Annotated in this window: 13 protein-coding genes; 12 read left to right on the top strand and 1 reads right to left on the bottom strand. The window is 68.3% G+C overall.

The window, feature by feature from the left end; genetic code table 11:
• Positions 1-7: 7 nt before the first annotated feature.
• The 10 genes from EJO71_RS09185 to EJO71_RS09140 all read left to right on the top strand — a co-directional run bounded on the left by EJO71_RS09185 (position 8) and on the right by EJO71_RS09140 (position 8,908).
• Positions 8-406 (top strand): DoxX family protein, encoded by a 399-nt coding sequence (locus tag EJO71_RS09185; protein ID WP_125948294.1) that lies wholly within the window; start codon positions 8-10, stop codon positions 404-406.
• On the top strand, positions 399-2,000 hold the full coding sequence (locus EJO71_RS09180; protein ID WP_125948295.1) for an MFS transporter: 1,602 nt from the start codon (positions 399-401) through the stop codon (positions 1,998-2,000). The genes EJO71_RS09185 and EJO71_RS09180 overlap by 8 nt, the downstream gene beginning before the upstream one ends.
• Positions 2,001-2,047: 47 nt before the next feature.
• Positions 2,048-2,869, top strand: a complete 822-nt coding sequence (locus tag EJO71_RS09175; RefSeq protein WP_125948296.1) for an alpha/beta hydrolase — start codon at positions 2,048-2,050, stop codon at positions 2,867-2,869.
• A gap of 60 nt (positions 2,870-2,929) precedes the next feature.
• A complete protein-coding gene (locus EJO71_RS09170; RefSeq protein WP_125948297.1) occupies positions 2,930-3,244 on the top strand; it encodes a GNAT family N-acetyltransferase in 315 nt (104 codons plus the stop codon).
• 80 nt (positions 3,245-3,324) lie between these two features.
• Positions 3,325-4,200 (top strand): diaminopimelate epimerase, encoded by an 876-nt coding sequence (dapF, locus tag EJO71_RS09165; RefSeq protein ID WP_125948298.1) that lies wholly within the window; start codon positions 3,325-3,327, stop codon positions 4,198-4,200.
• Positions 4,197-4,901 carry a DUF484 family protein gene (locus EJO71_RS09160; protein WP_125948299.1) on the top strand — a complete coding sequence of 235 codons (705 nt, stop codon included), beginning with the start codon at positions 4,197-4,199 and terminating at the stop codon, positions 4,899-4,901. The genes dapF and EJO71_RS09160 overlap by 4 nt, the downstream gene beginning before the upstream one ends.
• A complete protein-coding gene (locus EJO71_RS09155; protein ID WP_171022509.1) occupies positions 4,898-5,533 on the top strand; it encodes a YdcF family protein in 636 nt (211 codons plus the stop codon). Before EJO71_RS09160 ends, EJO71_RS09155 begins: the two co-directional genes overlap by 4 nt.
• Entirely contained in the window at positions 5,517-6,515 is a 999-nt protein-coding gene (locus EJO71_RS09150; RefSeq protein WP_125948300.1) for a tyrosine recombinase XerC, read from the top strand. The genes EJO71_RS09155 and EJO71_RS09150 overlap by 17 nt, the downstream gene beginning before the upstream one ends.
• Positions 6,516-6,528: 13 nt before the next feature.
• Positions 6,529-7,743 carry a class I SAM-dependent methyltransferase gene (locus tag EJO71_RS09145; protein ID WP_125948301.1) on the top strand — a complete coding sequence of 405 codons (1,215 nt, stop codon included), beginning with the start codon at positions 6,529-6,531 and terminating at the stop codon, positions 7,741-7,743.
• Between the two features lie 109 nt (positions 7,744-7,852).
• A complete protein-coding gene (locus EJO71_RS09140; protein WP_081271346.1) occupies positions 7,853-8,908 on the top strand; it encodes a GTP-binding protein in 1,056 nt (351 codons plus the stop codon).
• A gap of 78 nt (positions 8,909-8,986) precedes the next feature.
• Here EJO71_RS09140 and EJO71_RS09135 read toward each other — a convergent pair whose 3' ends face one another.
• A complete protein-coding gene (locus EJO71_RS09135; RefSeq protein WP_240651325.1) occupies positions 8,987-10,471 on the bottom strand; it encodes a YdgA family protein in 1,485 nt (494 codons plus the stop codon).
• 577 nt (positions 10,472-11,048) lie between these two features.
• Here EJO71_RS09135 and dksA point away from each other — a divergent pair.
• Together dksA and EJO71_RS09125 are read left to right on the top strand one after the other, a co-directional pair.
• The gene (gene dksA, locus EJO71_RS34730; protein WP_240651352.1) at positions 11,049-11,849 is read left to right on the top strand and encodes an RNA polymerase-binding protein DksA; all 801 of its coding nucleotides are present in this window, start codon (positions 11,049-11,051) and stop codon (positions 11,847-11,849) included.
• 48 nt (positions 11,850-11,897) lie between these two features.
• Positions 11,898-13,580, top strand: coding sequence for an STAS domain-containing protein (locus tag EJO71_RS09125; RefSeq protein ID WP_125948303.1), 1,683 nt, complete (start codon positions 11,898-11,900; stop codon positions 13,578-13,580).
• Positions 13,581-13,585 lie beyond the last annotated feature (5 nt).

Genomic DNA, 13,585 nt, shown 5'->3' with positions numbered 1-13,585 from the left:
GATGACGATGCGCTGGACAACCTCACCCGCACTGCGCTGGATCGCCTTGCTGCTGCTGTGCGCGGCCTACCTGCAGGGCGGGCTCAACAAGGCGATGGACTTCAACGCGGCCCTCGCCGAGATGAACCACTTCGGCCTGTCGCCCGCCGGCCCGCTGGCCGTGGCAGTCATCGTGCTGGAGCTCGGCGCCTCGGCGCTGATCCTCACGGGCCGCCTGCGCTGGCTCGGCGCGCTGGCCCTGGCCGGCTTCACCCTGATGGCGACCTTCGTGGCACTGCGCTTCTGGCAGATGCCCGTCGGGCAGGAGCGCTTCATGGCGGCAAACTCCTTCTTCGAACACCTGGGGCTGGTCGGCGGCTTCCTGCTCGTCGCCTGGCATGACCTGAAGGAGCGCGCAAATGTCTGACACCTCGCACGGCGCAACAGCGTCGGCACCGCAACCCGGAGCCTTTGCGCCTCTTCGCCAGCCGGTCTTCGCGGTGCTGTGGGCCGCCACGGTGCTCGGCAACATCGGCAGCTTCATGCGCGACGTGGCCAGTTCGTGGCTGGTTACCGACCTGTCGGCCAACCCGACGGCGGTGGCGCTGATCCAGACGGCGGCCACGCTGCCGATCTTCCTGCTGGCGATTCCGGCGGGCGTGCTGTCGGACATCCTCGACCGGCGGCGCTTCCTGATCTTCGTGCAGCTGGTGCTGGCGGCCGTGAGCGGCGCGCTGCTGGTGCTCTCGCACACCGGCTCGCTGACGGTGGAATACCTGATCGCGCTGACCTTCGTGGGCGGCATCGGCGCGGCGCTGATGGGGCCGACCTGGCAGTCGATCGTGCCCGAGCTGGTGCCGCGCGCGGACCTGAAGGGCGCGGTGGCGCTGAACTCGCTGGGCATCAACATCGCGCGCTCCATCGGACCGGCGGCGGGCGGGCTGATCCTCGCGAGCTTCGGCGCGGCGGCCACCTACGGCGTCGACGTGCTGAGCTATGTGTTCGTGATCGCGGTGCTGCTGTGGTGGAAACGCCCGGCGCCGGCCGACAGCGGCCTGTCGGAGAACTTCCTGGGCGCCTTCCGAGCCGGCCTGCGCTACACCCGCGCCAGCAAGGAGTTGCATGTGGTGCTGCTGCGCGCGGCTGTGTTCTTCCTGTTCGCCAGCTCGGTGTGGGCGCTGCTGCCGCTGGTGGCGCGCCAGATGCTCGGCGGCAGTGCCGGCTTCTACGGCGTGTTGCTCGGCGCGGTGGGCGCGGGCGCCATCGGCGGTGCATTGGTGATGCCGCGCCTGCGTGCCCGGCTCGATGCCGACGGGATGATGCTTCTTGCCTCGCTGCTCACAGCCGCGGTGATGGGCGCCTTGGTCTTCGCGCCGCCCAAGTGGCTGGCCGTGGCGCTGCTGCTGGTACTGGGCCTGGGCTGGATCGTGGCGCTGACCACGCTCAACAGCGTGGCCCAGTCGATCCTGCCGAACTGGGTGCGCGGGCGCGGCCTGGCCGTGTACCTGACGGTGTTCAACGGCGCCATGGCCGCCGGCAGCCTGGGCTGGGGCCTGGTGGCGCAGCAGATCGGCGTGCCGATGACGCTGGTGGCCGGCGCGGTCGGGCTGGTGGTGACGGGCCTGGTCTTCCACCGCGTGCGTCTGCCGGCCGGCGAGGCCGACCTGCAGGCCTCGAACCACTGGCCGGAACCGCTGCTGGCCGAGCCGGTGGCGCACGACCGCGGGCCGGTGATGATCCAGGTCGAGTACCGCATCCGCAAGGAGGACCGCCCTGCGTTCCTGGATGCGATGAAGCGCCTGTCGCTCGAACGCCGCCGCGACGGCGCCTACGCCTGGGGCGTGCACGAGCACACGGCCGATGCGGAGCGGGTGATGGAGTGGTTCCTCGTCGAATCGTGGGCGGAGCACCTGCGCCAGCACCACCGCGTGTCGCATGCCGACGCCGACCTGCAGAGCGACGTACTGCGTTTCCACATCGGGCCGGGCAAGCCCGAGGTGCATCACTTTCTTGCGCTCTGATTTCCCTTCGTTCCTTCGTTCATTCACTTCACTTCACTGGAAAAACCATGACCACACTCACACTGCGCGACGGCACCGAGCTCTACTACAAGGACTGGGGCTCGGGCCAGCCCATTCTCTTCAGCCACGGTTGGCCGCTCAGCGCCGACATGTGGGATGCCCAGATGCTGTTCTTCGCGGAACGCGGCTATCGGGTGATCGCGTTCGACCGGCGCGGCTTCGGCCGTTCGAGCCAGCCGTGGACGGGCTATGACTACGACACCTTCGCCGACGACATCGCCGAGCTGATCGAGAAGCTCGACCTGAAGGACGTGGTCCTCGCGGGCTTCTCGATGGGCGGCGGCGACGTGACGCGCTACATCGCGCGCAAGGGCAGCGCTCGCGTGGCCAGGCTCGCGCTCATCAGCGCCGTGACGCCGCTGTTCATGAAGACGGCCGACCACCCGGTGGGCCCCGACGCCTCGCTGTTCGCAGGCATCCGCGCCGGTCTGGCCGCCGATCGTCCGCAGTTCCTCGACGACTTCAGCACGCTCTTCTACGGCACCAACCGCCCCGGCGCCAAGGTGTCGCAGGGCGTCTTCAAGCAGACCCTGCAGATCGCGCTGCAGGCCTCGATCAAGGCCGCCATCGACTGCGTGACCGCATTCTCGGAAACCGACTTCCGCCCCGACATGGCAAGGATCGACGTGCCCACGCTCGTGATCCACGGCGATGACGACCAGGTCGTGCCCTTCGAGGCCACCGGCAAGCTCGCGGCCGAGATGATCAAGGGCAGCCAGCTCAAGGTCTACGCAGGCGCGCCGCACGCCACCTGCACCACCCACAAGGACCAGGTGAACGCCGATCTGCTGGCGTTCATCCAGGGCTGATCGTCCATGGCGTTCGCGGCGCATGCGCGGACGCCACCTTCCCCACCCGAGACCCTCTTCATGACCACGCCTCCTCCCCCTGTCGTTCAGGACAATCCGTCGAAGCACCGTTTCGAGTTCGCATCGCAAGGCGAACGCGCGGTCGCGATCTACACCCTTGCGGGTGATGTCATCACTTTCGTCCACACCCTGGTGCCCGAGGCGCTGCAAGGCCAGGGCGTCGCTAGGCAACTGGTGCTCGCGGGCCTGGCCTCCGCGCGCGAGCGCGGCCTGCGCGTCGTTGCGCAGTGCCCCGTGTTCGCCGCCTACATGCGCACGCACCCCGAAACGCACGACCTGCTGTCCGACGAAGGCCGCGCACTGCTCGGTCTCTGAGGCGGCCTGCTTCCCGGCGCTGCAGGGGAGGGCTTGGGCCCATGGTCGCCAGGGACAGTGCCCGTGGCGATAATCCCGGGATGCGAATCCGCTTTACCAAAATGCAGGGAGCCGGCAACGATTTCGTCGTGCTGGACGAAACGCGCGGCACGCTGGGCCTCAGCGCCGCGCAATACCGCTTTCTGGCCGACCGCCACTTCGGCGTCGGCGCCGACCAGATCCTCACGGTGCGGCCTTCGCCTGCCGAGGGCGTCGACTTCCAGTACGTGATCCACAACTCCGATGGCGGCGAGGTGGAGCAGTGCGGCAACGGCGCGCGCTGCTTCATGCGCTTCGTCAGCGAACACCACCTGACCGAGAAGAAGCAGGTGCGGGTGCAGACGCTCTCGGGCGTGATCGAACCCCGCATGGGCGCCGACGGCCGCGTGACGGTCGACATGGGCGCCCCCATCTTCGAACCCGCGCGCGTGCCCTTCGACACCGCCGGGCTCGACCCTCAGCCTGAAGGCGCCTGGCACAAGTGGCACCTGGCCCTGGGCACCCGCGCCGGCACCGCTATCGTTTCCGTAGCTGTGCTGTCGATGGGCAACCCGCACGCCGTGCAGGTGGTCGACAACGTCGACACGGCGCACGTGGCCGAGCAGGGGCCGCAGATCGAGCACCACCCGCGCTTTCCGCAGCGGGTGAATGCCGGGTTCATGCAGGTGGTCGACCGCTCCAACATCAGGCTGCGGGTGTTCGAGCGCGGCGCCGGCGAAACGCTGGCCTGCGGCACGGGCGCCTGCGCGGCGGTGGTGGCGGGCATCCGCCTCGGGCTGCTGGAGCGCCGGGTCGACGTGCAGACGCGCGGCGGCATCCTCACGATCGAGTGGCAGGGAGAGGGCCAGCCGGTGCTGATGACCGGGCCGGCCGTCACGGTCTTCGAGGGAGACATCGAGGTACCGGAGCTGCCATGACCAACTTCACGAGCAACAACAACGACGCCAACGCCATGAATCCGATCACTGAAGACGACATCGCCAACTACCTGGCGAACACGCCCGACTTCTTCGAGCGCCATGCCCAGCTGCTGGCGCAGGTGCAGCTCACCAGCCCGCACGGCAACCGCGCCGTGAGCCTGCAGGAGCGCCAGGCCGAGATGCTGCGCGAGAAGATCAAGGCGCTGGAGCATCGCCTGATGGACATGGTGCGCCACGGCACCGAAAACGTGGTCATCGCCGACCGCCTGCAGCGCTGGACCAGCGGCCTTCTGACAACGCGCGACCCGCGCAGCCTGCCGTACCGCATCGCGGTCGACCTGCAGTCGCTGTTCCTGGTGCCGCAGACGGCCATCAAGGTGTGGGACTGCGGCAGCGAATACCTCAACGAGGCGTACGCCCAGTGGGTGAGCGACGACGTGAAGGCGCTGGCCACCTCGCTGACCTCGCCGTACTGCGGGCTCAACTCGGGATTCGAAGCCGCCAACTGGCTGCCGGAGCCGCAGGCCGCGATGTCGATCGCGCTGATTCCGCTGCGCCCCGACGCCGAATCGCCGGCCTTCGGCCTGCTGGTGCTGGCGTCGCCCGACGCGCAGCGCTTCAACGCCGAGATGGGCACCGATTTTCTCGAGCGCATCGCCACGCTGGCCTCGGGCGGACTTTCGCGGCTGCGTCCTTGAAGCGCCCGCGCTGGTTGCGGCGGCCCTGGCAGGTCGCGTTGGCCGGCGGGTTGCTGGTCGTGGCGCTGGCGTATGCGGCCATCGGGGCTTTCATCTGGGGGCATGCCGAGGAGCTGCTGGCGCACCCGCCGCAACGCCCGGCCGACGCGGCGCTGGTGCTCGGCAGCCGCGCGTACCTCGACGGCAAGCCGCACCCGTGCCTCACCGGGCGGGTCGACACGGCCCTGGGACTGGCGCGGGCCGGGCTGGTCAGGCAACTGGCCTTCTCGGGCGGCGTGGATTCCGAGGACAGCCGCATCGAGGCCATCACGATGCAGGAGCACGCCATCGCCTCGGGATTCACGGGGCCGATGGTGCTGGAGCCGGCATCGACTTCCACCCGGCTGAACCTGTCGCTGTCGCGCCCGCTGCTGCTGGCGGCCGGCGTGCGCAGCGTGGTCATCGTGTCGGAGCCTTTCCACCTGTGGCGCATCGAGCGGCTGGTGAAGATGAGCGGCTTCGACAAGAGCTTCGACGTGCAGTACGCGGCGGCACCCACTTCCTGCTGGCAGGCGCTCGGGCCGTTCTCGAAGGGCGCATTGCGCGAGCCGGCGGCCATCATCAACAATGCCGGGCATGGGTATCTCTTCTGACCCGGCTGCATCCGCTCCGACGACTTCCCCGGACTGGATCGAAAAATACCTGGAGCACGTGCGCGTGGAGCGCCGTCTGGCGGCGCGCACGGTCGAGCTCTATGCCTTTCACCTGCAGTCGCTGCGCGAGCACGCCGCAGAGGCGAAGCTGCCGCTGGACCGGGTGCAGACAGCCCACGTCCGCCGCTGGATGGCGCAGTTGCACAGCGCAGGGCGCGAGCCGCGCGGCATCGCGTTGGTGCTGTCGTGCTGGCGCAGCTTCTACCGCTGGCTGGGGCACGAGGGGCTGATCGGCTTCAACCCGGTGCAGGACGTGCACGCACCCAAGGCCGGCCGGCCGCTGCCCAAGGCCCTGGGGGTGGACGACGCGGTGCGCCTCGCCGAGCTCTACGACCCCGAGGCCGACCCGTGGACCGAGGCGCGGGACGGCGCCATCGTCGAGGTGCTCTACGGCTGCGGCCTGCGCGTGAGCGAGCTCACGGGGCTCGATGCGCAGGCGAGCAACACGGCGCGGGGCTGGATCGATCTCGATGCGCTGGAAGCCAGCGTGCTCGGCAAGGGCAGCAAGCGCCGCATCGTGCCGATGGGCAGCAAGGCGGCCGAGGCGGTGCGCGACTGGCTCGCGGTGCGCGACGACTGCGCCGGGCTGACGACAGCCCGGCTGCGCGACCCGCAGGCGGCTGGCGCGCTCTTCATCAGCGCCAAGGGCATGCGGATGTCGTCGCAGGCGGTTTGGAAGCTGCTGCGCGAGCGCAGCCTGAAGGCCGGCCTCGCGGCGCCGGTGCACCCGCACATGCTGCGCCATTCCTTCGCCAGCCACGTGCTGCAGTCGAGCAGCGACCTGCGCGCGGTGCAGGAGCTGCTGGGCCACGCCAACATCGCGACCACGCAGGTCTATACGCGGCTGGATTTCCAGCATCTGGCCAAGGTGTACGACGCGGCACATCCGCGTGCCAAGGCCAGGGAAGACAAAGACAAGTAAGCAAGCAGGAACAATGAAAACCCTTCGCCTCAAACCCGGCAAAGAGCGCTCGATGCAGCGCCGCCATCCATGGGTCTTCGAATCCGCCATCGCGCGCGGCGGCGCCGACTCCGGCGAGACGGTGCGCGTCGAGTCGCACGACGGCGCTTTTCTCGCATGGGCTGCCTTCAGCCCGCTTTCCAAGATCCGTGCGCGGGCCTGGAGCTTTGTCGAGACGCAGCGCATCGACGCGGCCTTCCTTGCATCGCTGTGCGCCCGCGCCGTGAACGCGCGCGGCCTGTTCGACCTGCAGAGCGATGGCGTGCGGCTGGTGCATGGCGAGGCCGACGGGCTGCCGGGACTGATCGTCGACCGCTACGGCGATACGCTGGTGGCGCAGTTTCTGTCGGCCGGGGTGGAGCGCTGGAAGGGCGTGCTGGCCGACGCGCTGCTCGAGGCCACGGGCCTTTCGAAGCTCTACGAGCGTTCCGACGCCAGCGGCCGCGAGCGCGAGGGCCTGAAGCCGGTCACGGGCTGGCTGCGCGGGGAGGGGCCGACCGAGATCGTCATCCGCGAGCATGGCTGGAAGCTGTCGCTCGACGTCGCCACCGGCCACAAGACCGGCTTCTACCTCGACCAGCGCGACAGCCGCCAGCGTTTTGCCGAACTGGCGCAGCACCGGCGCTTCCGGCGCGTGCTGAACTGCTTCTGCTACACGGGTGGGTTCACGGTGGCGGCGCTGGCGGGGCTGAAGGCGGCGGATGCGCTGCAGGGCGCGCAGCTGGTGTCGGTCGACTCCTCGCTGCCGGCGCTGGAGCGGGCGCGGGGCCACCTCGCGCTCAATGGCTTCGAGGGGCAGGGCATCGAGACCGAGTTTCTCGACGCCAACGTCAACACCGTGCTGCGCGACTTCATCGACCAGGGCCGCACCTTCGACGCCATCGTGCTCGACCCGCCCAAGTTCGCGCCCACGGTGGCGCACGCCGAGCGCGCCGCGCGGGCCTACAAGGACATCAACCGCCTGGCGCTCAAGATCCTGGAGCCGGGCGGCGTGCTGCTGACCTTCTCGTGCTCGGGCGGCATCAGCGCCGACCTGTTCCACAAGATCGTGGCCTCGGCGGGGCTCGATGCCGGCGTGGACGGCTACATCGCCGAGCGCCTGGGCGCGGCGCCCGACCACCCGATGACCATCGAGTTTCCGGAGGGCGAGTACCTGAAGGGCCTGGTGGTGGTCAGGAAGCCCGTGTAATGCCGGCTTGACCCTGCCACCAACGCAACTCAGTGGCATTGGCTAAACTGCCGGGCCGCGCCTTTTTCGGCCCCCATTTCCTGTTTTCCGCTTCCGGAGCACCAATTCCATGGCCCTCATCCCCGCGACCATCCTCACCGGCTTTCTCGGCTCGGGCAAGACCACGCTGCTCAAACGCATCCTGACCGAGGCCCACGGCCAGAAGATCGCGGTCATCGAGAACGAGTTCGGTGAGGAGAACATCGACAGCGACATCCTCGTGACCGAGTCGAAGGAGCAGATCGTGCAGATGAGCAACGGCTGCGTCTGCTGCACCATCCGCGAAGACCTGCGCGAGGCGCTGCAACTGCTGGCCGCCAAGAAGCGCCAGGGCCTGCTCGACTTCGACCGCGTGGTGATCGAGACCACCGGCCTGGCCGACCCCGGCCCCGTGGCCCAGACCTTCTTCATGGACGACGAGATCGCCGAGAGCTACCTGCTCGACTCGATCCTCACGCTGGTGGACGCCAAGCACGCGCCGCAGCAGCTCAACGACCGCCAGGAAGCGCGCCGCCAGGTGGGCTTTGCCGACCAGATCTTCATCAGCAAGAGCGAGCTGGTGTCGGCCGAGGAAACCGAGGCGCTCATCCACCGCCTGAAGCACATGAACCCGCGCGCGCCGCAGCAGAAGGCGCACTTCGGCGATGTGCCGCTGAAGGACATCTTCGACCTGCGCGGCTTCAACCTGAACGCCAAGCTGGACATCGACCCCGACTTCCTCAAGGAAGACGACCACGACCATCACGACCATGACCACGCGCATGGCGAGCATTGCGACCACCCCTCGCACAAGCACGAAGGCGGCCACGGCCACCATCACCACACGGACGACGACGTCAAGAGCTTCGTCTACAAGGCCGACCGCGCCTTCGACCCGGCCAAGCTGGAAGACTTCCTGGGCGCGATCGTCAACATCTACGGCCCGCGCATGCTGCGCTACAAGGGCGTGCTGAACATGAAGGGCACCGAGCGCAAGGTGATCTTCCAGGGCGTGCACCAGCTCATGGGCAGCGACCTGGGCCCGGAATGGGGCAAGGACGAGGCGCGCCAGAGCCGCATGGTGTTCATCGGCATCGAACTGCCGCGAGAAATCCTCGAGCAGGGGCTGGAGCAGTGCCTGGTCTGAGCCTGAACTGAAGGCTTCCTGAAAAAACGGCGCTGGCCCCAGGAGGCCAGCGCCGTTTGTCATTGGGGCAGGGCGGCTTTACTTGCCAGCGCCACCCATTCCGCCCAGCGGCTTGCCGTTGACCTTCAGGGCGCCTTCGCTGAACTCGACCTGGGCGGTGACGTCGTCACCGTCGCGCTTCACGAAGCCCTTCTCCTCGCCCTGTTCGACCAGCCCGGCCACCATTTCGGGCGGAGGCGTCTGGCCGCTCTCGGCGCCGGTTTCGGCCAGCTTCTCGATCCACTTCATGGGCAGTCGCGCGTGGGCCTTGAGCACGCCGCGCTTCATCATCAGCGCCGTGCCCGGCAGCTGCAGGTCTTCGTCGGTCACGCCGGCCATGCCGACCGAGTAGCCGAGTTCGGCGCGCTTGCCGTCGATCTCGACCAGCAGCTTGTCGATGCCGGCCTCGGGCGCGTACTTGGCCATGGCCTTGAGGTCGGGCGTGAGCTGCTCCATCAGCGCCTGCATGGCCGCCTGCGAGGCCTTGCTGCCGCCCTTGCCGCAGCTGTTGGCTGCGCTGGACTGCATCCAGGCGTCGGCCAGCTTCTTGTAGCCGGCGGCGTGGATGCGGCGTCCGCCGCTGGTCAGCTCGAACTTGTCGATCCTGGTCTCGCCGATCTTGCCGGAGCCCTTGAGCGTGGCGCTGGAGGCGTAGAGGCCGTCCTTGGTGCTCGCGTCGCCCACCAGGTCGATGTTCTGGAGCAGGACGGTGGGCAGGGCCTTCGGTGGTTCCGAGCCCTCCTCGGCCGCCTTCTTCTTGACGGCGAACTCCAGCGTGTCGAGCTTGCCCTCGGTCTTGCCGGTGGCCAGGATCCAGCCGGCGCTGCTGTCCATGTCGGCCTTGGCGACGAGCTTGCCCATCTTCATGGTCACGCCGCTCTTTGCCTCGCTGAAGTCCAGGCCGGGCATCGTCAGGTCGTAGCGTGCCTGGGTGCGCGCGGCGTTGACTTCGACGCGGGCCTGCATGCCCTGCCAGTCGAGCTTGCCCTTGCCCTCTTCGGCCAGCTTCGCGGGGGCGACGGTCAGGTCGGTCGTGAAGGCACCGTTGAAGCCGACCTTGGTGCGGGCGGACACGGGCCTGGCTTCGCCGAACAGCTTCTTCGCCTCGGCCTGGGCCTTGGCGTCGAGCACCAGTTCGCTGTCGATGGTGGCGGCCGCCAGCGTACCGCCGGCCAGCGGGCCGTGGTGGATGGTGTCGCGGATGGTCAGGCGCAGCTGCTTCGGCGGCTTGATGGCGTCGGCGTCTTCCTCGCCGTCTTCCGCTTCCTCTTCCGCGCCGGCGGCCGGCTGGCTGGCGGCGGCATCGGCCGCGCAGCCGATTTCCAGCGTGACGGTGCTGACGGCACCGAAGAAGCCGCGCTCGTACTTGCGTTCGATCACGCGAACCAGCGCGGTCTGCTTCGGCAGCTCGTCCAGCGCGGTGTCGTAGCGCGACTTGATCTGCGATCCGGCCCACCAGGTGCTGCCGCCGTAGGCGACGGCGATGGCGGCTGCCAGGACTCCCAAAACTGCTTTCTTGTTCAAGGCTTGTTGCTTTCTTCTGTCTTGCGAATGAGATCGGAATGATCGGATAGGCCCCCGGCGCCATATGGACAAAGGCCAGGGCCCGCGCGCCACCCCCTCCGGCGGCGCCGGGCGATGCTAACGGAGTCGGAGGGCACGCCGGGACTTCGCCCGCGCGTCCGAGTTCTCTATACAATCGCGCGCCTGTTCCGGCAGCCATGTCCCGTTCCCAAGGACAAGATGTGACTTCCGGCACGGGGCGCCGTACGTTTCTGGCGGGCTTTCGGGGGTATAACCCCGGGGTTCGCCACTTGGCGAGCACCCCGACAACGGGGGCCTGTGCGGTCTGAAAGCCGCAAGGGGCCTCCATGGGAGGAGACACCCAGTGAAAGCGCGTTCCAGTTCGTCCAAGGAGCCAGTCACCGTGAAGAAACCCGCCGCCAAGGCCACGCCAGCAACCAAGCCCGCCGCTAAGAAGGCGCCGGCTGCGAAGCAGGCTGTACCTGCGGTGAAGAAGGTTTCCGCCACCGTGCAAGGCTCCGCGACCAAGGAGAAAAGCGCGCCGTCCAAAAAGCCCGCAGCACCACCGGCCAAGGCCGTGACCGTTGCGACAAAGAAGTCCGCCAAGCCTGCAACTGCCGCCATCAAGACCGCGGGCGCGGGCTCATCGTCATCCAAACCCGTCGGCCGCCCTGCAGCCGTTCCTTCTGTCCCCCCGATACCCATGAAAAAAACGGCTGCCGCCTCCACTTCCGCCCCGGCGACACCCTCGATGCCCGCTCAAACCGCCACGCCCGCACCCGCCGCGCGTGGTGGCCGCGTGTCCCGGCTGTCGCAACTGACCGTCCCCTCGATGCCGCAGTCGGTGGCATCGACGGCCGCCAAGTCCACGTTCTCGCAGACCCATTCCAACGCGCTGGTGCCGCCGCCGCCCCTCGCCATCAAGAAAGATCCGAAACTGGTCAACAACTGGAAAACCAAGTCGCCCGCCGAGCTGAGCGATGCCGAAGTCATCGCCATGCCCGACGACGAGTACATGAACGAGAAGCAGATGGCGTTCTTCCGCCTGAAGCTCGAGGAACTCAAGCGCGGCATCCTGGAGAACGCCGGCGAGACCACCGAGCACCTGCGTGAAGACACGGTTGTCGTGCCCGACCCGGCTGACCGCGCCACCATCGAGGAAGAACACGCCCTCGAACTGCGCACCCGCGACCGCGAACGCAAGCTGCTCAAGAAGATCGAGCAGTCGATCCAGCGCATCGACGCGGGCGACTACGGCTATTGCGACGAAACCGGCGAACCCATCGGCGTCGGCCGCCTGCTGGCCCGCCCGACGGCAACGCTGTCGCTCGAGGCGCAGCAGCGCCGCGAACTCAAGCAGAAGATGTTCGGGGATTGAAACAAAGCAAGGTAGATAAAAGCCAGCGTCTTCGATAGCCTCCGCCGAATGCCAAAGGAAGAATCGGGCCGCCTTCTCTCCAAGGTGGCCAAGTTTGTCCGCAATCCCCTGAAGGATTGGTCGGAGCTGGATGCCCCTGCGTCCGCCTCGACCTCGGATTCCTCCCTGCCCGCCCAGACCTACAGCAGGGAAATGCTGAAGGAGATGATCGAGCGACGCCAGCGCAACGACTTCGTGCGCCGGCGCGAGTTCGACATGCTGCGCAAGCTGCGCCAGCGCGAAGCCGCGGCCCATGCCTTCGAGGCGACGGTCACGCCGTCTTCGTTCAACATCAACAGCACCTCCGAGAAATCGGAGGGTCGCGCGCTCACGCTCAAGAAGATCGACGAGATCGAGCAGCAGATGTCGCAGCAGTGGTGGAAGGGCCGGGGGCCCAACGGCGAAACGCTGGTCAACCCGCCGCCAGACGCCGGCGCCGAGACCCTGCCGCCGGTGCACACCGACGAATTGCTTTCCGAGCCCGCAGAGGCCCTGCCCGTGGCGGCGACGATGGTTCAAGGCGCGCCAGCGCCGGCAGCCGTCGCCCCGGCCGAAGGCGTGCCGCTGTTGTCCTCGCGCCTTGCGCACGACGGCGCGCTCGAGGAGGCGGTGATCCGCTTTGCGCACGGCGACGACATCGGTGCCGAGGCGATCCTGCTGCAGGCCCTGGCTTCTTCCGAGGGCACTCCGGTTCCCGAAGGTGCGCACGACGCCGCCGCCGAGCGCGACGACAGCCGCTGGCGGGCCTTGTTCGACCTTTACCGTGCAACGGGCGACGCCGCCAAGTTCGCCGCCGCCCGCATGCGCTATGCGCAGCGCATGCGGCGCATGGGCCCCGACTGGGTTTCGCTCGAGGAACTGGCCCGCAGCGTCAAGGCCGTCACCGCCAGCGAAGAGGCCGCCGGGGTTGCCGCCGAAGGCGCCAGCGCCCATGCCGACTGGACTTGCCCCACGCGCCTGGGGCGCGAGGGCCTGATGGACCTCACCCGTGCGCTGTCGAAGGCCGGCTCGGTCTGGACGCTCGACTGGCGCGCGCTGCACGCCGTCGAGCCCGAGGCCGCCGCGCCGTTGCGCGTGCTGTTCACCCATTGGTCGGATTCGCCCGTGCAGCTGCGCTTCATGGGTTCGGCCCAACTGCTGGCCGTGCTGTCCGAGGCCGCGCCCAACAACGAACGCGGCACCGACGACGTCTGGTGGCAGCTGCACCTGGCGGCGCTGCGCATGATGCACCTGCCCGACGACTTCGAGCTGGTGGCGCTCAACTACTGCATCACCTACGAGGTGTCACCGCCCTCCTGGCAGGACCCGAAGGGCGAATGCACCGCGCTGGCCGCGCCGCCGGCGAGCCGGCCCAGTTCAGTGTGGTCGCTGCTGTCGGTCGGCGGCGATTCCGAGAGCTTTCCCTCCACCGACAGCGGCTTCGCCGCGCTGGCGGGCGATCTGCGGGGCGAGTCGCTGTCGAGCTGGCAGCGGCTGGACCACGACCTGCGCCACACCACGGCGCCCGTCATCTCGTGCGCGGCGCTGCTGCGCATGGACCTCGCCGCCGCGGGCACGCTGCTGAGCTGGGTGCGCACGCGCGACGCCAACGGCGAGCGCGTGCAGTTCGTCGATGCGCATCGGCTCATTGCCGCACTGTTCAATCTGGTAGGCATTGCCGATCACGCAACGGTGGCGGTTAGGAAAAACTAAAACCC

Origin of the sequence: Variovorax sp. 679 (assembly GCF_003952185.1) — a bacterium.
Classification (GTDB): Bacteria; Pseudomonadota; Gammaproteobacteria; order Burkholderiales; family Burkholderiaceae_C; genus Variovorax.
This window is presented reverse-complemented; position numbering and strand designations above follow the sequence as displayed.

Excerpts from the sequence above, each read along its gene's own strand:
- EJO71_RS09180 (WP_125948295.1), top strand. The coding sequence starts at position 399 with ATGTCTGACACCTCGCACGGCGCAACAGCGTCGGCACCGCAACCCGGA.
- EJO71_RS09125 (WP_125948303.1), top strand. The coding sequence starts at position 11,898 with ATGCCAAAGGAAGAATCGGGCCGCCTTCTCTCCAAGGTGGCCAAGTTT.
- EJO71_RS09140 (WP_081271346.1), top strand. The coding sequence starts at position 7,853 with ATGGCCCTCATCCCCGCGACCATCCTCACCGGCTTTCTCGGCTCGGGC.
- EJO71_RS09160 (WP_125948299.1), top strand. The coding sequence starts at position 4,197 with ATGACCAACTTCACGAGCAACAACAACGACGCCAACGCCATGAATCCG.
- EJO71_RS09170 (WP_125948297.1), top strand. The coding sequence starts at position 2,930 with ATGACCACGCCTCCTCCCCCTGTCGTTCAGGACAATCCGTCGAAGCAC.
- EJO71_RS09145 (WP_125948301.1), top strand. The coding sequence starts at position 6,529 with ATGAAAACCCTTCGCCTCAAACCCGGCAAAGAGCGCTCGATGCAGCGC.
- EJO71_RS09150 (WP_125948300.1), top strand. The coding sequence starts at position 5,517 with ATGGGTATCTCTTCTGACCCGGCTGCATCCGCTCCGACGACTTCCCCG.
- EJO71_RS09175 (WP_125948296.1), top strand. The coding sequence starts at position 2,048 with ATGACCACACTCACACTGCGCGACGGCACCGAGCTCTACTACAAGGAC.
- dapF (WP_125948298.1), top strand. The coding sequence starts at position 3,325 with ATGCGAATCCGCTTTACCAAAATGCAGGGAGCCGGCAACGATTTCGTC.
- EJO71_RS09185 (WP_125948294.1), top strand. The coding sequence starts at position 8 with ATGCGCTGGACAACCTCACCCGCACTGCGCTGGATCGCCTTGCTGCTG.